This window comes from Candidatus Sulfidibacterium hydrothermale (assembly GCF_020149915.1).
GTDB lineage: Bacteria > Bacteroidota > Bacteroidia > Bacteroidales > F082 > Sulfidibacterium > Sulfidibacterium hydrothermale.
In genome coordinates this window covers 144,700-163,837 of record NZ_CP083760.1, presented here as the reverse complement: position 1 = coordinate 163,837, position 19,138 = coordinate 144,700, and the positions used below count along the sequence as shown (strand labels likewise).

Sequence of the window (19,138 nt, the reverse complement as noted above, 5' to 3'; positions counted from 1 at the left end):
GTTTTATTTGAAATATTGATGGAATTTTTTGAATTTTTGTTTTAAAATCGTGAGTTGTTTTTGTCCTTCGCTTACCGTGGCTGCTGCCATTAATGCATGCATGTTGTCTTCGATGTTATGAAAGAAAGATTGCAGCTCGGTATAAGCCTGTCCCTGATGTCCGTTTTCCAGCAAAACGGTTTTGGCCATTCCGAAAATTTCTTTTCCCAGTTGATGGTAGTCAGAAAGTTGTGATGAAGAGAAATGATTGATTTTTTGATCAATTAAATTCATGTTTTTCATGGTTTCGGCATCCAGCACCCATTTTTTACCCTGATTGAGTGTCAAAGGACGGTTCATTCCCTGGTTTTGTCCGGGGCTTGCCTGAAAATCATGCTGATACAAAGTTTCGGCAATCAAGCGCAGTTCCTGATCGGTATAAACCAGTTTAGGCATCAGGTGAAACCTTTTAACAGCCCCGGGCATCAGGGTTGTTTTTTCTGAAGGGTTTTTTACATAATTCATCACAGCCTGAACAAAGTCGTTACGTTTGGGATAAGCCGGTTTATAATGTTGTTGCACCCGTACCATGGGCGGGGCAATCATTTGATTTCGCTTGGCCGGATCGGGTTTCTCCAGATGACAGATAAAACATTTTTGCTTCATCAGGGCATACCCTTTTTGAAAGTCTATTGTATCGGCCACACTTTTATCTTGTATCGCTTGTTTTCCGGTAGCTTCTGTCCGGCTGCTCCCCTGGCAGCGGACGAAGGCTAAAGTAATAAAAATTAGGAATATAAGTTGCGTTCTCATGGTTTTTTTATTAAAGTTAATAACGATTGTATCATTTTTTCGCCGGCTTCCATAATGTCAAACTGAAAATGGGAAATCCGCCATTTTAGCATCTGCAATTGAAAGGCTCCCATAATAATGCTTACCAGTTCATCGCTTTCTACTTCAGAAGTAAAAATCCCGTTTTGTTGTCCGTCGTTTATGATGGTGTTTAAATATTTTACTTTTATTTGAATGAGCTTTTGTATCATTTCGTTAATGAGCCGGTTTTCTTCCGGTAAACCGTCGGAAAATACCGCTACGACAAAAAAGGGCTTCTCCTTAAAAAACAGGAACTGATCGCGAAACAATGCTGCGAAGTTTTCGTCGGCACGGTCAGTATGTGGAATGTTTTGTAATCGTTCGTCAATATTGTCAGCCAGATATTGCAAAAGGGTAACAATAATTTCTTCTTTACTTTTAAAATAACGGTACAAAGCGCTTTCGGAAAAATGCATCTCGTTGGCCAGATTTTTAATCGTTAGGCCGCATAATCCCGACGTGGTTAACAGCCTGCCGGCGGCTTCCACAATTTCTAACTGACGTGTCGATAGTTCCACTCTGATTCTCTTTTCTTTAAAGGGTGTTAGTGAATATTCACTCTGCAAATGTAAATAAATTTTAATACGCCCGTCTCTTTTTTAAAAAATTAATGCAATTTTAAGATTTTCAGGCAGCGGGCACGGATTTTTGTATCTTCGCTAGGGGAAAATTTAACCAAAATTTAACGGACCGTCTGACGGGCTTACGGGTGAATTTTTCAACTTCGCCCATTATTTGTAACAATGAAAAAAAAAGAAACCGACTTTAGCCAGTACAAAATTCTTCTTGTGGACGATGAAGAAGACATCATTGAATTTCTTTCATACAATTTGAAAAAAGAAGGTTTCCGGGTTTTTACGGCTTTCGACGGCGAAGAAGCGGTGAAAAAAGCCAAAAAAGAACTTCCGCATCTGATTTTGATGGACATCATGATGCCCAAAATGGACGGTATGACTGCCGTGGAAGAAATCCGGAAAATTGGTGCGCTGGACAACACGTTAATTGTTTTTCTTACGGCCCGCGCCGAAGATTATTCGCAAATTGCCGGTTTTGAAGCCGGAGCCGACGATTACGTAACCAAACCGGTGAAGCCTAAAGTGCTGGTAAAACGCATTATGGCGTTGCTGCGCCGTTCCCGAAAAACCGAAGTCGCTCCGGTTGAACGGAACGACATCACCATCGACCCATCCGGGTTTTTTGTGATGAAAGGTACTGAGAAAATTACGCTTCCGAAAAAAGAATTTAAACTGTTGCATTTGCTGGCATCCAAACCCAATAAGGTTTTTCGCCGCGATGAGATTTTTCATGAAATCTGGGGTGACGATGTGATTGTGGGAAACCGCACCATCGATGTACACATCCGCAAAATCCGCGAAAAACTGGGAATCGAAAACATAAAAACCATTAAAGGTGTCGGCTACAAATACGAAGAATAAATGTCGATAAAACATGCACCCCGGAATGTGGCCCTGTTGAATGCTGCTGTCATCACACTGACTTTTCTTTCTATTTACGGTGTGATGGTGCTGACCGGAATGCAGCTGAATGCGGGTTTTTTGTTCCTGACGGCTGTTATTCTTTTTACCGCCGCCTACATTTCGGTATATTACTCGCTCAACCGGTTTATTTATAACCGGCTGAAAGTCATTTATAAAACCATTGGGAAATGGCACGGAACCCAACGCCGGCAACAAACCGACAACAATCAGGACGACATTTTGGGAATGGTAAACCAGGTGGTGCTCGAATGGCACGACGAACAACAGCAGAAAATTGACGAACTGCAGAAAATGGAAGCTTACCGCCGGGAATTTCTCGGTAATGTTTCGCACGAGCTGAAAACCCCCATTTTTAATATTCAGGGCTACATTCTTTCGTTGCTCGATGGCGGGTTGAAAGACGAAAAAATCAATAAGAAATTTCTGAAAAAAACAGCCAAAAGTGTGGACCGGATGATTGCCATTGTGCAGGATCTCGAAGAAATTTCAAAATTCGAATCAGGGGTGCTGAACCTGAACGAATCGGTTTTCGACATTAACGAACTTACCCGCGAAGTGGCCGAATTTCTGGAAGTAAAAGCCGAAAAAAACAATACGGAAATCGTGATTAAAGAACCCGAAAACCGGAAGTTGAAAGTGATGGCCGACAAAGTCCGTATCCGGCAGGTACTGGTCAATCTGGTGGACAATGCCATCAATTACGGAAAACCGGAAAACGGGCGGATTGTCATCTCTTTTTACGATTTTCATGATAACATTCTGGTGGAAGTAAGTGACAATGGTATCGGGATTCCGGAAGTATTTCTGCCCCGCATTTTCGAACGTTTTTTCAGGGTAGACAAAAGCCGCTCGCGCGAAAAAGGCGGCACCGGTCTCGGGCTGGCTATTGTGAAACACATCATCGAAGCCCACCGTCAAAGCATCACTGTCCGCAGCAAACCGGGCAAAGGAACCACCTTTTCGTTTACCTTGAAAAAAGCGTAATCTGCACCTTTGCAACATACTGAATCTTATTGCTTTGACTGAAAATTTCCTTTGAAAAGCAGAGTAAGAAAATTCAAAAAAAACATCTTAAAATGATTTAACATACACGAAAAAAAGATTTTACTTCTGACAAAGAATTAGTATTTTTGTTAATATGAAGAAAGAAATAATAAAATCTTTGACGAATACTTTTGAAAGTCATTCGTATATGACTGAAAACGGTATTGAATTTTGGTATGCTCGCGATTTACAACATTTACTGGGTTATACAAAGTGGGATAATTTTTTAAAAGTCATAAACAAGGCAAAAACATCTTGTGAAGCCAGTGGAAACAATATTTCAGACCATTTTGCCGACGTCGGGAAAATGGTCAAGATTGGTTCAGGAACCGAAAGAGAAATAAACGATATTATTTTAACAAGATATGCTTGTTATTTAATCGCTCAAAATGGCGATCCAAGAAAAGAAGAAATTGCTTTTGCTCAAAATTATTTTGCTGTTCAAACAAGGAAATTTGAACTTATTGAAAAACGCATAAAAGATTGGGAACGATTAAGAGCAAGGCAAAAATTAACTTTGTCAGAAAAAGAACTCTCGGAATTAATTTATGAAAAAACGGGCAGTGATAAAAATTTTGGACTTATAAGAAGTAAAGGGGACCAAGCTTTATTTGGAAGAACAACTCAACAAATGAAAAACCAGCTTGGTGTTCCCAAAGGAAGAGCATTAGCAGACTTTTTACCGACAATAACAATTAAAGCAAAAGATTTTGCAACAGAAATAACCGTTTTTAATACAAAGGAAAAAGATTTACGCACTGAAAGGCAAATATCAGCAGAACACATCATGAATAACAGATCGGTTCGTAAGATATTGCTTCAAAGAGGGATTAAGCCGGAAGAATTACCACCGGAAGAGGATATTAAAAAACTCGAAAGAAGAGTAAAATCAGAAAGTAAGAAATTAGGAAAGAACCCTGATAAATTGGAATAACCCCCCACCGGCGATATTTTTCATATAAGTAACTGTGTATTAAACAATGCTATTCTGGAATGCAGTATAATTCTGCACGATGTGATAATAATTCAAAAAAACAAGAGTTAAGAATTTTTGCAATCTGTGTGCAAAACTCAGGTCAGAAAATTCCTTTTCCCTGATTTTCTTTTCCGGATTCGATGTGTTTGTTTGCTTTTATCACTTTTCCTTTGCTCAGCCGGTAACTGATTCTGAGAATGACCATGTTTTTCAGGATGCTGATGTCGGTGTGGTTGTATTTTTCATATCCGTCGGCATTTACATAGTTGTCCTGCATATAATTTACGCCCCAGTTTACCGGCAGCACATAACCCGCCATAACCGTCAACCGGTTTTTCAGGAAAGGCTGTTGGATCAGCAGCAGCCAAAAATCATTGTTGCGACGCGAATAACCGAGCGCATTGATATTTTTGCTTTGGGTACGCTGGTAATTTAAAACAATCACCCCGTTATTTTTCAATCCCGTAAAAACGAGCTGCGAATTGGCTCTCCAGTCGGAAATGTTGTTTTCGTGATTGTCGTAAGTGATTTTGCTGTTGTAAAATTTAAAGCTGTTTTGCCAGATAAAATGTTTCCCGAAATGAAAGGTGAAATTGGTCTGGATGCCTTTCTCTTCAAAATGTCCGATATTGCTGTACGTGTATTCGAACAGGCCGTCAGGACGCAGAAAACCGGTTTGTGAAATGTAATTGTTTGAAAAATAGTAATACGGTTCGATGGAAAACAAACCTTGTTTTATGCTGATTCGCAACGAGATTTTGTTGGTAACCGACGGTTTTAAATTGGGATTTCCTGTACTGATGGTGGTAGGATTGAGCTGCGAGTAGAAAGGATTGGTCTGGTCTATGCTGGGATAATCGGCATCGGACCGAAACATGAGTTTCAGGCTTGCTTTTTTGCTGATATCGTATTTGAAATCGGCGTAAGGCTGGTAAATAAAGTAGGTGTGATTTTGATCGGCTGTAACCGGATGGCTGTATTCAACGGCCAGACCGGCTTTAATCCCGGTTTTTTTGCCGGCTTTCCAAAACAGGTAACCGTAAACATTGTGTCTTGTTTCGGTTTGCTCGAAAACAACAGATGTATCGGCGGCAAGATCGCTGCCGGTAACATCAAAGTGATTGTCTAGTTTTTTCCAGGTGTTGTCGTAACCGGCCTGCATACTGACTTTTGTATTGAATGTGTGGTTGTATTCGATATTCAGTTTGGTGGAATTTTTTTTGTTGGTTCCCTGTTCGTTGCGCCAGTTCGAATTTTCGTAAACGGTTTGATTATCATAATCTTCGTGGTAATAGTTGTAACTGAAACTGGCATTAATTTTGTCTTTGTTGCTGAGTTTTCCGGTATAAAACAGGGTGTTGTAAGCACTGTTGGTGTGGTTGTTCAAAACGGTTTGATACCGGAAACTGTCGATCAGGTTTCCCGCATCAAAAACATCGGTTTGCATGGACTGATCGGTTTTTTGGTTCGAAACGGGAAAATTCGACAGATTGCTCTCAAAGCTGATGATGTTTCGCGGGTTGATGTAATAGTCGGCCCCCAGGGTATAATTTGTCTCGTCGGCGGTAAAAATCATGTTCGGCTGAGCGTTAGGCGGTGTTTCCGTAATTTTCCGGCCGGTGCTGTAAAGGGTTTCGTTGTCGGTTTTCAGGGCAAAATTTTGCAACCGGTTGTTGATCCCGGCGTAGATATTTAATTTTTTGAACGAGTAATTGTAGTTTACATCCAGCCGGTTTTGAGGAAGCAAATAATGGCTGTTGCTTTGATCGGGGTCGATAAGTAACTGGTTATTGACAAAAAGTTCCTGTCCCTGGTAGTCTTTTCGCAGGATGATGTTGATGATGGCCGAATAACCTTCCAGTCCGTATCTGCCGCCGGGATTGCGGATAATTTCCACCTTTTTCATTCTTTCGGGCGCCAGATTTTTTATGTAATTCTGGTTTTTTTCTACCCCGTCCACCAAAAAAACCACATGACTCGAATTGTCAACCGAAATGGTATTGTTGTAACGGTCGTAACTTAATCCCGGAATTTTTTGCAGTACATCTTTGGCATCGGCTGCCCCTTTGCGCATGGCTTCCGTGATAATTTGCGTGTCTTTGTCAATACTGCTTTCGCGGCTGCTTGCCTTTACTTCCACTTCGTTGAGCGAACGCAGGTCTTTTTTCATTTTGTAAATGCCCAAAAATTTGCTGCCGGTTACCGTTCCGATGTTCACCGTGTCCGGAACATATCCCACATAACGGAAAACCAGTTTATAACGGCCGCGATGAACAGGAATACTGAAATAGCCTTTGTCGTTGGTAATGCCGCCGGTGATCAGGCTGTCAGCCGGATTCAATACGGCTACCGAACAGTATGTTAAATTTTTACCGGTTTGCGCCCCTTTGATCTGTCCTGAAATTTCAACGGTGCCCTGGGCAAATAACGGACGGCTTATCATCCACAGCATGAAAAAAGCCAGGCCTTTGAAAAATACAAAAAAATATCTTTTTTTGACAGACCGAGAGTTGATTGTTCGATACATTTTATTGGGTTTTTAGGTTTAACAAAGCAAAAGTAGAGGCGGATATCCGGGGGGAAAACGACTTTTCGGTAAACCGGCAGGTTCTGTCGGTAAGCAGGCACGAATAAAAAGGTAAACCGGTAACCGGAAATCCGGCGGCGATTTTATTTTTTTCCGGCCTTTTTCAAATCCCTATCTTTGCCGGGTCAAAAAATATCTATGATTGAAAAACAGAAAAAGCGCGAAGATCGTCCCGAACGGGCGGTATTGGTGGGGTTGATTACCCCGTCGCAAAACAAAGAAAAAGTAACGGAATACCTCAACGAACTGCAGTTTTTGGTGGAAACGGCCGGCGGCGTGGCGGTTCACCGGTTTGTGCAAAAACTCAACTATCCCAATCCGCAAACTTACGTGGGGTCGGGGAAACTGGAAGAAATTTTTCAGTATGTCAAGGCTGAAAACATCGACATGGTGGTTTTCGACGATGAACTGGGACCTTCGCAACTGCGAAACCTGGAAAAAGCCCTCGAATGCAAAATTCTGGACCGGACCAACCTGATACTTGATATTTTTGCCCGCCGTGCACAAACGGCTCATGCCAAAGTGCAGGTAGAACTGGCACAATATCAATATCTTTTACCAAGACTGACGCGGATGTGGACGCACCTTGAACGGCAACGCGGCGGTATCGGCCTGCGGGGTCCCGGCGAAACTGAAATAGAAACCGACCGCCGGATTATCCGCGACAAAATCGCTTTGCTGAAAAAGCGACTGAAAGAAATCGACAAACAAAAGGCCACTCAGCGAAAAAATCGCGGAAAACTGGTGCGCGTGGCGCTGGTGGGTTATACCAACGTGGGAAAATCCACCATCATGAACCTGTTGAGTAAATCGAATATTCTGGCCGAAAACAAGCTCTTTGCCACCCTCGACACCACCGTGCGAAAAGTGGTTATCGAAAACCTGCCGTTTCTTTTGTCGGATACGGTCGGGTTCATCCGGAAGCTGCCCACCGGACTTATCGAATCGTTTAAGTCCACGCTGGACGAAGTACGCGAATCGGATATTTTGATTCATGTAGCTGACATTTCCCATCCCGAATTTGAAGATCACATACAAACTGTCCGGCAAACGCTGACGGAAATCGGGGCCGGCGATAAAGACATCATCATGGTTTTCAATAAAATTGATGCCTTGCGCGAAAAAGAGCGCCAAACCGACGAATCTTCCGGTCAGGGACTTTCATTAAAAGAACTCGAGGCTACCTGGATGTCGCGCGAAAACCAGCCCTGCATTTTTATCTCAGCCAAAACCAAAGAAAACTATCCCGAATTTAAAAAACTGCTGTACGACCACATCCGGGCTGTCCATGCTGTTCGCTATCCGTACAATAATTTTCTGTACTGAAAATTATTTCTTATCTTTATAGCCTATTGACAAACTCGTTTTTTTTCATAGGCTATTTTTACATTGACTGCCCGTACTCGTAATACCAATACTAACTGTCAGTTAAAAGCTCTTCTGTTTTTTCTGCTTCTTTTTGTTTTGGTTTCTTTCCATGCAGATGCATTTCCTGAAATAAAAAAAATACACAGGGATATTTATACCCGGTTTACTGATTTTACCCCCATCCTTGGAACTCTCTGTGGAACAATTGTGGATATTGAACAGGACCGGTTCGGGAATATCTGGCTGGCCGGTACCCGAGGGTTGGCTAAATTTAATGGGAGTAAGGTAAAATATTATCAAAATGACTGGACTCCGGGCTCTCTGCCTTCTTCGGCCGTTTATTGTCTTGAAATGGATTCTTTTGGCCGGATGTGGGTGGGAACGCGAAACGGACTTTGTTATTACGATTATAAGAAAGATGTTTTTAAAAAAGTAATTGGTCCAGATACGAGCCAGATTGTTTCAGATACCTTTTTCATCCGGAAGATTCTGACCGAAGGGGATAGCTTGTTATGGTTTGATACCCGTCAGGGATGGTTGTGGAAACTCGATCTGAATACGTTCCAGGTTATAAAAATGTTTAGACACCGGCCTTCTGCCCAGCCATATTATCTTTATCATGCGCTTTACCGGGACCGGGACGGGATTTTATGGCTCGGTGGCCGGACACTGGGCCCCTGTTATCTTGATGAACAAAAAAACAGGGTGATTGAGATTGCACAAAGTCTGTCTGTGGAAATCAAAGGAAAGAAAAGAGGACGGGATGTGGCGTATTTTTATCATGATGAGAAAAATAATCTTTGGATTGGCTCTACTGACGGAATTTATTTTTACGATAAAAAAACAGCCCTGTTTAAAACGTTTTTACACACCTCTTCACGGGCATTTTTCCGGGATCACAATGGAAATTTATGGCTGGATATTTCGGGAGGACTGGCCTGTTATCATCCCGTTAACGGGGAACTGATAACCTATTTTCCGGAGGAGCAAGACCGAGGTTCGTTATTGGGTTCGATGGTAACAGATATTTTTGAAGACCATTACCAACAACTTTGGATTGCTACCCAAAACGGAGTATCGGTACTGAAAAGACAATGTCCGGGAGTACAATATATGTTCCATATTCCCGAAATGGATGAAACACCAGTCTCGTCGTCTATTACTTCCTTAGCTGTTGATTCGTCCGGAAAAAAAGTTTGGGTGGGGACTGAACATTCGGGATTGATGTATTTCGATCCTTTCCGGAATACTTATCGTGTTTTCAACACAAAAAATACAAAAGGAATGCCCTCTGACAATATTCGGTGTATTGCGTTAAGTCCTGAGGGAAAGGTGTTTTGTGGACTTTGGGCTGGAGTGGGATTCGGTGAGCTCCATCCTGAGAAAACTTCTTTTACCTGTTATACTTACAGAAAAGAAAATACGCACAAAGATTGGTATAACGATTTGCAGTTTGACAAAAACGGGCGGCTTTATCTTGGTTTTTGGGGAGGGGACGGTCTTATTATTTTTGATTATAAAAAGGGAATTTTTAAAAGAAATCTGGCATCTCTGTTTTCACCCCCTTTTCCTTCACGCCTGATGACTACGTTATCCATGGATCAAAAAGGAAATCTTTGGGTGGGTACTACCAGTAACGGGCTGCATGTTTATTTTCCCAAAGGCGATAGTGCTGTAGGATTTTTGCCTTTGCTGAAAGAAAGAGATGCCCGGAACCTGAAAAAAGTATTTGTTGTAAAAACAGGACCATCAGGAAAAGTATGGGTGGGTGCCCATGGGCTTTTTACCGGGACTTCGGAGCCGCTTTCGCTGAAAAAAATAAAAATGGATGAACGTTTCCAGAATTTGGATGTTTATGGTATTCTTCCGGAAAATAAAGACCTGGTATGGCTTTTAACCAATTGGGGATTGCTACGATACAATTATTTAAGCGGAGGAATGATCAATTATGCTTCCACGGTGAAATTGAAGTTTGATGAAGATCATGCTTCCGGTGTCCGGTTGAAAGATGGCCGTTTTCTTTTTGGTGGAAAAAATGGTATGGCTTTGGTGGATGCTGAAAAGGTAAAACTCAATCCGGCAGTTCCTTCAGTATATCTTTCATCGTTGTTGGTTTTTGATAAAACAAAGGTAGCCGACATTGAAAATAAGGATACTATTAAATTGAGCCACAAAGAAAATTTCTTTACGATCCGTATTGGTTCCGATGTATGGAGTTCCGATCAGACCTTTCGTTTTTTTTATAAGCTGGAAGGGTTTAATAAAGAATGGGTAGCGCTGCCTTCATCTGAACGGGAGGCTCATTTTACGAATGTTCCTCCGGGAGATTATATTTTCCGGGTAAAGATTGAAGATAAGCTGGGGAATAAATACAATAATATTGCCGAATGTAATCTTTCCATTATTCCACCATTCTGGAACCGGTGGTGGTTTTTTGTTTTACTGGTATTTGTGCTCTTTTCCCTCTCCTATTATTTTTGGTGGTCGCGGATGAAAAGCCTGCGCCTTTCATTGTTTAACAGTGAGTTAAATCAAAAACTTCTGCGGCTGCAAATGAATCCGCATTTTATATTTAATTCATTATTTGCCATACAAAGTTATATCTATAGCAGCCAGATACATCGGGCCGGTAATTATCTTTCTGATTTTGCTCATCTTATCCGGCTGATCTTGGATAACAGTCGTAGTGAATTAATTCCTTTTGAAAAAGAATTAGAAACCGTTCTTCTTTATTTAAAATTGCAAAAACTTCGTTTTGAAGATAAGTTTGATTATGTTATTGAAGCAGATGAAGAGTTAAAAAATGGAGAATATGAAATTCCGCCTATGCTGGCACAACCGTTTCTGGAAAATGCTATTGAACACGGCCTGAAAAACCTTGATCGCAAAGGAAGATTAATTATCCGGTATCGGCAACTTAATGGAATGATACGTTTTGAACTGGAAGACAATGGTATAGGACTTACTGCCGGACAAAAACAAAAAGAAAGATCAAAAACAGAACATGAATCACTTGCTATTTCTATTTGTAAAAGAAGGCTGGAAATATTACGTAAAAAACGCGGTGGCGAAATCACTTTTCTGCTGGAAGAAATAAAAAATTCTGCCGGAGAAGTGCTGGGCACCCGGGTGGCTTTTAATATTCCTATATAATTTTTCAAATAAATAACCAACAAATGAAAATAAAGACTTTAATCATTGAAGATGAGCAAAATGCCAGGAAAGCCATTGAAAATATGCTGACTTTTTATTGTCCCGAAGTGGAACTTGCAGGTTATGCATCCAGTGTAAAAGAAGGGCTGGAACTTATTCGTAAATCTTCTCCCGATTTACTTTTGCTTGACGTTCATTTGCCTGACGGAACCGGTTTCGACCTGATGAAAAAAATTTCCAAAAAACGATTTAAAATTGTTTTTGTTACGGCCCATGATCAGTATGCTTTAAAGGCAATCAAATTAAGTGCGCTCGATTATCTGCTTAAACCGGTAAAACCGGATGAATTACGAAAAGCCATGAATAAAGTGCACCAGGTTATGGAGAGAGAAGAACAACTCAACCTGCAAATAGACACGGTTTTGCATAATATAAACCGGAACAATCCTCATAAAAAGCTAATCCTGAATACAAGCGATAAAGTTTTTGTTTTGGAGATTGCACAGCTGGTACATTGTGAAGCCCAGGATAATTATGTGAAGATATTTGTCCGGGAGAAGGATCCTATTCTTATTGCGAAAACATTGAAAGAGCTGGAGGAAATGCTTACTCCTTACGGCTTTTTCCGGATCCATCAGTCGCATTTGGTCAATCTGAATTTTGTGGTAGCTTATGAAAAAAAAGGTACGGGACTGGTTCGTCTTAAAACCGGAGAACGCCTGCCGGTTTCCTCGCGAAAAAAAGAATATTTCCTAAAAGCCTTACAGTCTTTTGTATAACAATATCTTGTCGGGTTTCGGTAAATACTCAAAAAATACCGGCAAATTCTCAAAACCCGAAAGCATCTGTCCTTTTCTTTTGTTTTTTCCCTTTACCGGATCTTACTTTTGGTAGTGAAAATCTAATATTCACTATTAAAATTAAGTAAAATGAAAAAAACGCTCCTTAGTATTTCTGTAACAGCCATGATCTTGTTTTTGTCGGCTTGTAGTTTCAATTTCAGTTCGGCCCGTATTACCGATGTAAAAATGTGTACCCGTGTGAGTAACAACCAATGTGCTTCTGACAATCCCACCTTTACACGCAACACACCGGAAATTTACGTCAGCTGTCATTTAAAAAATGCCCCTGAAAATACCAAGGTGCGCTTTGACTGGAATTATTACGGACAAAAAAAGTTTACCATTCGGTCGTTAACCCTGAACTCAGGCAACAAAACAGGAACCCTGAATTTACAGGCAAGTTTATCGCGTCCCAACAATGGCTGGCCAGTCGGCGAATATGAAGTGGTCATTACCCTGGTAGGTTTGGATAAAGAACCGGTAGTGAAAAAATTTACTGTACAGTAAATCAAAGCCCAGGAAAACTTAAGTCCTGATAATCTGTGTTTTAGTATTTAAAAAATCATAATTATGCGATTCCGGTTCTATTATTTGTTCATTATTTTCATTTTTACCGGTATAACAAACCAACTGTTTGCCGGAGATTATACCGACAGAAAATACCATTTTAAAATAACGGTTCCCGACAGTTGGAAGTCAAATATCTATACAGAAGGATCTGATAAAGTGTATGACTTTTTGAGTCCGGACGAGAATGTTTTTATTCAGATTCGTGCTTTTTCGCTGATAAAAGGTCTATCGCTGGATTTGCTGACAAGAGTGTACGAGAAGGACTATCTTCCGCCCAACAGCCGCCGGCTTTCATTTGATAAAAAAATACTGCCTGGCGGGAGTATCAAAGGCTTGGGTTCTTATATAAGCCATATCAACAAACAGGAAGTGATTATTGGTGTATACTATATTTTGCACCGTGGATCGGGTTATGTTTTAACGGTAATCATTCCGTCGTCTCTTTTTAATGAAAAACAAGACGAAACCCAAAAAATTCTGCATTCGTTTGATTTGGAAGGTTTGCCATCTTCACGTAAAACATCCGGAAAAACAGAAAATCAGCATGTTTCAGCTAACGCTTTTGCGGAAAAGCAAAAAACAGAGCAACAGTATCCGGAATCTCCGGACAACCTGTTCTCGGGAACTCAATCCGGGGGGACACAGGGGGTCAGTAAAAACCGGAAAGTTTCTGCTGTTAAGACAAAGACAGCTCAAACAGAAAACTCCTTTTACGGTATTTCAGAACAGAATACATTTTGGGCTGATGTTCCGCTTTCGCACGGGAGTTGGGAAAAGCTCCCTTTTGCAAGTACTTTGTTGATAAACCATCTCCATTCAAACCGGATGAGTTATCAGGTGTATGCCTCCGGGTATCGCGTAAATAGCAGTTTCGCTCCGCATATCACTCATTTTGACGGAGAAAGTAAATCAAATGAGCGGGAAAGTTTCAACTATAAATCGGGGAATCAAAATTATGCAGCAGATCATGCCAACGATATTTTTTCTTTTTCAACCCGTCATTATTGGCTTTGCGGACCAAAGGGAATGATCATGTTTTCGAATTTAAATGGCTATCGATGGAAAAAACAGGAAACCCCTGTCAATCAGGAACTGCTCAGTATAAGTTTTGCTGATGAGAACAGAGGATGTGCTGCAGGAAACGACGGAATTGTCCTTGTAACCCGTAACGGAGGACAATTATGGAAAAAAGCAATTTCGCCGGCAGGTTATCGGTTGGTAAAAGTAATTATGGTAAATCCCCATACCGGATACATTCTGGTAAGCAGAACTTCTCCCGGTGTAGGCGTCGTCTTAAAAACTACTGACGGGGGAAATCGTTGGCAGGTTGTGCATTACAATACCGGATTCCGGACACCACTTCATATGGCGGGTATGAGTTTTACCGATGAAAATAACGGCTGGATATGTGGAAAATTCGGGTTGGTTTTTCATACCCATGACGGCGGGAAAACCTGGAAAACCCAATCATCTGCAAGAGAAGCAGCCCAAAACAGGAATCTGCGGGCTATTTACATGATAAATAACCGGGAAGGCTGGGCGGCAGGTGATAAAGGAACGCTGATTTACACAAAAAATGGTGGGAAAACCTGGGAAAGAAGAAATTTAAATACAACAGCTAACCTTGTAGCGCTTGAGTTTAACGGACCTTACCTTGGATGGGTTGCCTCCAGCCGCTCGGTATTTCAGTATTACGATAAACGGTTTGATAGTTACAGAGGTGCCTTTGTAAAAAGGTTTCCACTGTATTAAAACATTAATAAACAATAAATTAACATTATAAAAATGGAATCAGATAACTTTTTCAGAAGAATTGTTTTTTACTCTTTATGGACATTACAGTTTATTTTATTGACAAATTCGGTACAAGCCCAGTGGCTTTGTGACACACAATACAAATTTAAAATTACTATTCCGACCGGATGGAAACAGTCTTCACATATGGACGGGTCCGATAAAGTGTATGATTTTTACAGTGCCAAAGAAAATGCTGCTGTTCAAATTCGTGTTTTTAAAATCGATCCACGGGTAACAACCGATTTGATGATAACTACTTACGAAACAAATATGTTGCCCGAAGGAACAAGAAGAACATCCTTTAAAAATCATACCACCCAAAACGGAATCCCCGGTAAAATCGGCATCTATACTTTTAATCACAATCAAAATATGGTAGCGATGATGACCTTTTATACTGTTCATAATGGGATAGGATATGTTTTATCCGGAATGGTACCGGAAAACCTGACAGAAAACGAACAAGAAGAAGCAAATGAACTAAAGGAGATGATCCGTTCATTTTATATAGACAATTCTCTGTCCGGATCGGCTCCGGTTAATACAAAAACTGTTCATTCCATCAACGAAATAGCAGGAACATATCAGTTGGTCAGCCGTTCTGACGGTAATAATTCTTTGGCTTACTGGTATATTACACTTTATCGGAATAAAACTTTTGTTGACCGGCATCAGCTGAGAACAAATTCGGCTTATACCACCGGTGAAGAGGGAACCTGGGAGATAGCGGGAAACACGGTAAGACTTATTAACAAAAATAATCGTAACTATATCAGAATGTATGAAATAACGGCTCAAAATGAGCTGACTGGTCGGTCGGGTACAACCACCTTTGTTTTTAGAAAATGAGGGGAAGTCTGCCAGCTGCACTGCTTTTATCTTTTGTAAAAAACTTTACAAGTAAGAAATATAAAAATGGCTACTCGGCTTTTAACTTTTTGAACCTTAACTTTTAAAAACTATATTATGAAAAAAAAATTTACTCTATTCGTCTTATCCAGAATGTCGGTGTTTATTCTGGTCGTACTAACTGGTTTTTCTCTTTTTGCACAAACACAGAAAAGTAGAAACAATACAATTACCTCTACATCTTCCGGCGGAAGTTGGAGTGATACGCTAACATGGGTTGGTTATGTTGTGCCAACAGAAAATGATGATGTAGTGATTAAAGGTAAAGTTGTTATAGATTATGCTGCAAAATGTCATAGCCTTACTGTAGAAAACGGAGATACATTAACCAAAGATGGTTATAGCCGTACATTTTATGTAACAGGTGATTTCACTAACAATGGGGTTGTTACGGAAAATACTTATGGCTATTTTACTATTTCAATTGGTGGTGATGTCATGAATAACGGGAGATGGGAAAGTAGTCAGATTCTTTTTGCAGGAGTCAATAACGATACACTGAGCATGGGCTCTACAGCAGAATTTAACAACATGACCTTTTGGAAATCGGACACAAATTCATATTTGGTCATCGGATCGGATTTCCAATGCAACAACAGCATTTTTGACGGCTTAAACAGTGATGGAGGTTTTTATAAGCTAAAGCTGGCATCGGGTACCGGTTATCAGATGGACCTGAAAAAAACATCAATACTCAGTAATGTATATTTTGATGGTTCGGGAGGCGAGCTGAAGGATGCTTTCATTCAGACGTTTTCTTCGAGAAAAGTTTACATGGAGAATGTGAGGTTAAAAGGGAAAACGATCATAGCCAGCAGTGATGTCCACTTTATCAATGGCAATGTTGTGGTTGAGGATACATTAACCAAAGATGATTACACCCGGACACTTTTTGTGGTTGGAGATTTCACTAACAATGGGATTGTTACGGAAAATACTTATGGCGACTTTGTTATCTCAATAAGTGGTAATGCCATGAATAACGGAAAATGGGAGAGTGGTCAGATTCTTTTTACAGGAGTCAATGATAATACGCTGAGCATGAGTTCTACAGCAGAATTTAACAACATAGTTTTTCGGAAGTCGGACACGAATTCATATTTGGTTATCGGATCGGATTTTCAATGCAGTAATAGTAATTTTTATGGGGTAAACAGTGATGGAGGTTTTTATAAGCTAAAGCTGGCGTCGGGTACCGGTTATCAGATGGACCTGAAAAAAACATCAATACTCAGTAATATATATTTTGATGGTTCGGGAGGCGAGCTGAAGGATGCTTTCATTCAGACGTTTTCTTCGAGAAAAGTTTATATGGAGAATGTGAAGTTAAAAGGGAAAACGATCATAGCCAGCAGTGATGTTTACTTTATCAATGGTAATGTTGTGGTTGAGGATACGTTAACCAAAGATGATTACACCCGGACACTTTTTGTGGTTGGAGATTTCACTAACAATGGGATTGTTACGGAAAATACTTATGGCGACTTTGTTATCTCAATTAGTGGTAATGCCATGAATAACGGAAAATGGGAGAGTGGTCAGATTCTTTTTACAGGAGTCAGTAATGATACGCTGAGCATGAGTTCTACAGCAGAATTTAACAACATAGTTTTTCGGAAGTCGGACACGAATTCATATTTGGTTATCGGATCGGATTTTCAATGCAGTAATAGTAATTTTTATGGGGTAAACAGTGATGGAGGTTTTTATAAGCTAAAGCTGGCATCGGGTACCGGTTATCAGATGGACCTGAAAAAAACATCAATACTCAGTAATATATATTTTGATGGTTCGGGAGGCGAGCTGAAGGATGCTTTCATTCAGACGTTTTCTTCGAGAAAAGTTTACATGGAGAATGTGAGGTTAAAAGGGAAAACGATCATAGCCAGCAGTGATGTCCACTTTATCAATGGCAATGTTGTGGTTGAGGATACATTAACTAAAGATGATTACACCCGGACACTTTTTGTGGTTGGAGATTTCACTAACAATGGGATTGTTACGGAAAATACTTATGGCGACTTTGTTATCTCAATAAGTGGTAATGCCATGAATAACGGAAAATGGGAGAGTGGTCAGATTCTTTTTACAGGAGTCAGTAATGATACGCTGAGCATGAGTTCTACAGCAGAATTTAACAACATAGTTTTTCGGAAGTCGGACACGAATTCATATTTGGTTATCGGATCGGATTTTCAATGCAGTAATAGTAATTTTTATGGGGTAAACAGTGATGGAGGTTTTTATAAGCTAAAGCTGGCATCGGGTACCGGTTATCAGATGGACCTGAAAAAAACATCAATACTCAATAATATATATTTTGATGGTTCGGGAGGCGAGCTGAAGGATGCTTTCATTCAGACGTTTTATTCGAGAGAAGTTTACATGGAGAATGTGAAGTTAAAAGGGAAAACAATAATAGCCAGCAGTAATATTCACTTTATCAATGGCAATGTTGTGGTTGAAGATACACTGACTAAAGACGATTACTATCGTACGCTTTATGTAACAGGTGATTTTACTAACAATGGGGTTATTGCTGAAAATACTTATGGCGACTTGACGATTTCAGTAAGTGGCAATGTCGTGAATAATGGAATCTGGAACATCGGCTGGACGATAATGGACGGAACGGGAGATCAAATATTCAGTAATATGGATTCGCTTTATACTGGTTTTCTTTTGCAAGCCAATGTGGCTTCAGCAACTACTTATCAGTGGTATAAAGACGATACAGCCATTAGTGGCGCAACCGATTCAACATATACGATATCTGCCACTACAGAAATAGAAGATATTTATAGTGCATATTATTGTCAAACCGACCAGGGAAATTCCAGAAAAATAACATTGCAAAAAGAGGAAATTACAACTCTGTCGGCTGATTTTTCCAGTGATGTAACTTCTGGGACAGCACCGCTGCAAGTTCAGTTTACGGATAAATCCACGGGAAACCCAACCAGTTGGAACTGGAATTTTGGAGATGGTTCCACATCTGCAGAACAAAATCCGTCGCATATTTATAATGCTGCCGGAGATTATACGGTAACGCTGACGGTTTCAGATGGTACCAACAATAATACCGAAACCAAATCGGATTATATTAAAGTAAGTACTACCGGGATAAATGATCCGGAGGCAACCACAGATCGTTTGTTGATGCAAAACTATCCCAATCCGTTTCATGCCCAAACCCACATCTTTTTCAATCTGGAACAAAAATCGGATGTGAAACTAATTATATTCAATAGTTTAGGACAAAAAATAGCTGTACCGGTCTCCGAAGAAATGGATGCTGGTAAGCACGAAGTTTTATTTGATGGTTCTTCATTGCATCCGGGAATATATTATTACCGCCTGATATTTGATGGAAAGAGTACCACCAAACGAATGGTTATTGTAAAATAAATCCTGAAGGCGAAGTGGTTATTTCTTTCTTTAAAAGAGGTTAATCACTTTGCCTCATCAGATTCGTAAAATCTAAACCGGTGAATTTACCCGTACGAACCAATTAACCTTAACCAACCGGGAGTCCTGCCTT

At 40.3% G+C, this 19,138-nt stretch carries 13 protein-coding genes; 10 read left to right on the top strand and 3 right to left on the bottom strand.

The window, feature by feature from the left end; translation table 11 throughout:
* Positions 1-3 precede the first annotated feature (3 nt).
* Both LA303_RS00630 and LA303_RS00625 read right to left on the bottom strand, forming a co-directional pair.
* The gene (locus LA303_RS00630; RefSeq protein WP_240526010.1) at positions 4-792 is read right to left on the bottom strand and encodes a hypothetical protein; all 789 of its coding nucleotides are present in this window, start codon (positions 790-792) and stop codon (positions 4-6) included.
* A complete protein-coding gene (locus tag LA303_RS00625; RefSeq protein WP_240526009.1) occupies positions 789-1,370 on the bottom strand; it encodes a TetR/AcrR family transcriptional regulator in 582 nt (193 codons plus the stop codon). Before LA303_RS00625 ends, LA303_RS00630 begins: the two co-directional genes overlap by 4 nt.
* 225 nt (positions 1,371-1,595) lie before the next feature.
* Between LA303_RS00625 and LA303_RS00620 the strand changes: the two genes are divergently transcribed.
* From LA303_RS00620 to dinD, 3 genes are all read left to right on the top strand, one after another.
* Positions 1,596-2,288: a response regulator transcription factor gene (locus LA303_RS00620; protein ID WP_240526008.1), complete on the top strand. Its 693-nt coding sequence runs from the start codon at positions 1,596-1,598 to the stop codon at positions 2,286-2,288.
* A complete protein-coding gene (locus LA303_RS00615) occupies positions 2,289-3,335 on the top strand; it encodes a sensor histidine kinase (RefSeq protein WP_240526007.1) in 1,047 nt (348 codons plus the stop codon).
* A gap of 154 nt (positions 3,336-3,489) precedes the next feature.
* Positions 3,490-4,329, top strand: a complete 840-nt coding sequence (dinD, locus tag LA303_RS00610; protein WP_240526006.1) for a DNA damage-inducible protein D — start codon at positions 3,490-3,492, stop codon at positions 4,327-4,329.
* 142 nt (positions 4,330-4,471) lie between these two features.
* Here dinD and LA303_RS00605 read toward each other — a convergent pair whose 3' ends face one another.
* Positions 4,472-6,823, bottom strand: coding sequence for a TonB-dependent receptor (locus LA303_RS00605; RefSeq protein ID WP_240526005.1), 2,352 nt, complete (start codon positions 6,821-6,823; stop codon positions 4,472-4,474).
* A 273-nt stretch (positions 6,824-7,096) separates the two neighbouring features.
* Between LA303_RS00605 and hflX the strand changes: the two genes are divergently transcribed.
* From hflX to LA303_RS00570, 7 genes are all read left to right on the top strand, one after another.
* Positions 7,097-8,284, top strand: coding sequence for a GTPase HflX (gene hflX, locus LA303_RS00600; RefSeq protein ID WP_240526004.1), 1,188 nt, complete (start codon positions 7,097-7,099; stop codon positions 8,282-8,284).
* Between the two features lie 249 nt (positions 8,285-8,533).
* The gene (locus LA303_RS00595; protein ID WP_240526003.1) at positions 8,534-11,479 is read left to right on the top strand and encodes a ligand-binding sensor domain-containing protein; all 2,946 of its coding nucleotides are present in this window, start codon (positions 8,534-8,536) and stop codon (positions 11,477-11,479) included.
* 23 nt (positions 11,480-11,502) lie between these two features.
* On the top strand, positions 11,503-12,258 hold the full coding sequence (locus LA303_RS00590; RefSeq protein WP_240526002.1) for a LytR/AlgR family response regulator transcription factor: 756 nt from the start codon (positions 11,503-11,505) through the stop codon (positions 12,256-12,258).
* Between the two features lie 150 nt (positions 12,259-12,408).
* Positions 12,409-12,828 (top strand): hypothetical protein, encoded by a 420-nt coding sequence (locus LA303_RS00585; protein WP_240526001.1) that lies wholly within the window; start codon positions 12,409-12,411, stop codon positions 12,826-12,828.
* 63 nt (positions 12,829-12,891) lie between these two features.
* Positions 12,892-14,643 carry a WD40/YVTN/BNR-like repeat-containing protein gene (locus LA303_RS00580; RefSeq protein ID WP_240526000.1) on the top strand — a complete coding sequence of 584 codons (1,752 nt, stop codon included), beginning with the start codon at positions 12,892-12,894 and terminating at the stop codon, positions 14,641-14,643.
* 33 nt (positions 14,644-14,676) lie between these two features.
* The gene (locus tag LA303_RS00575) at positions 14,677-15,537 is read left to right on the top strand and encodes a lipocalin family protein (RefSeq protein WP_240525999.1); all 861 of its coding nucleotides are present in this window, start codon (positions 14,677-14,679) and stop codon (positions 15,535-15,537) included.
* Positions 15,538-15,654: 117 nt separating this feature from the next.
* Positions 15,655-19,005 (top strand): PKD domain-containing protein, encoded by a 3,351-nt coding sequence (locus LA303_RS00570; protein ID WP_240525998.1) that lies wholly within the window; start codon positions 15,655-15,657, stop codon positions 19,003-19,005.
* Positions 19,006-19,138 lie beyond the last annotated feature (133 nt).

Bases quoted from the DNA above. Each gene is read 5' to 3' on its own strand.
- LA303_RS00630 (WP_240526010.1), bottom strand. From the start codon at position 792: ATGAGAACGCAACTTATATTCCTAATTTTTATTACTTTAGCCTTCGTC.
- dinD (WP_240526006.1), top strand. From the start codon at position 3,490: ATGAAGAAAGAAATAATAAAATCTTTGACGAATACTTTTGAAAGTCAT.
- LA303_RS00590 (WP_240526002.1), top strand. From the start codon at position 11,503: ATGAAAATAAAGACTTTAATCATTGAAGATGAGCAAAATGCCAGGAAA.
- LA303_RS00585 (WP_240526001.1), top strand. From the start codon at position 12,409: ATGAAAAAAACGCTCCTTAGTATTTCTGTAACAGCCATGATCTTGTTT.
- LA303_RS00580 (WP_240526000.1), top strand. From the start codon at position 12,892: ATGCGATTCCGGTTCTATTATTTGTTCATTATTTTCATTTTTACCGGT.
- LA303_RS00620 (WP_240526008.1), top strand. From the start codon at position 1,596: ATGAAAAAAAAAGAAACCGACTTTAGCCAGTACAAAATTCTTCTTGTG.
- LA303_RS00615 (WP_240526007.1), top strand. From the start codon at position 2,289: ATGTCGATAAAACATGCACCCCGGAATGTGGCCCTGTTGAATGCTGCT.
- hflX (WP_240526004.1), top strand. From the start codon at position 7,097: ATGATTGAAAAACAGAAAAAGCGCGAAGATCGTCCCGAACGGGCGGTA.
- LA303_RS00575 (WP_240525999.1), top strand. From the start codon at position 14,677: ATGGAATCAGATAACTTTTTCAGAAGAATTGTTTTTTACTCTTTATGG.
- LA303_RS00605 (WP_240526005.1), bottom strand. From the start codon at position 6,823: ATGCTGTGGATGATAAGCCGTCCGTTATTTGCCCAGGGCACCGTTGAA.
- LA303_RS00570 (WP_240525998.1), top strand. From the start codon at position 15,655: ATGAAAAAAAAATTTACTCTATTCGTCTTATCCAGAATGTCGGTGTTT.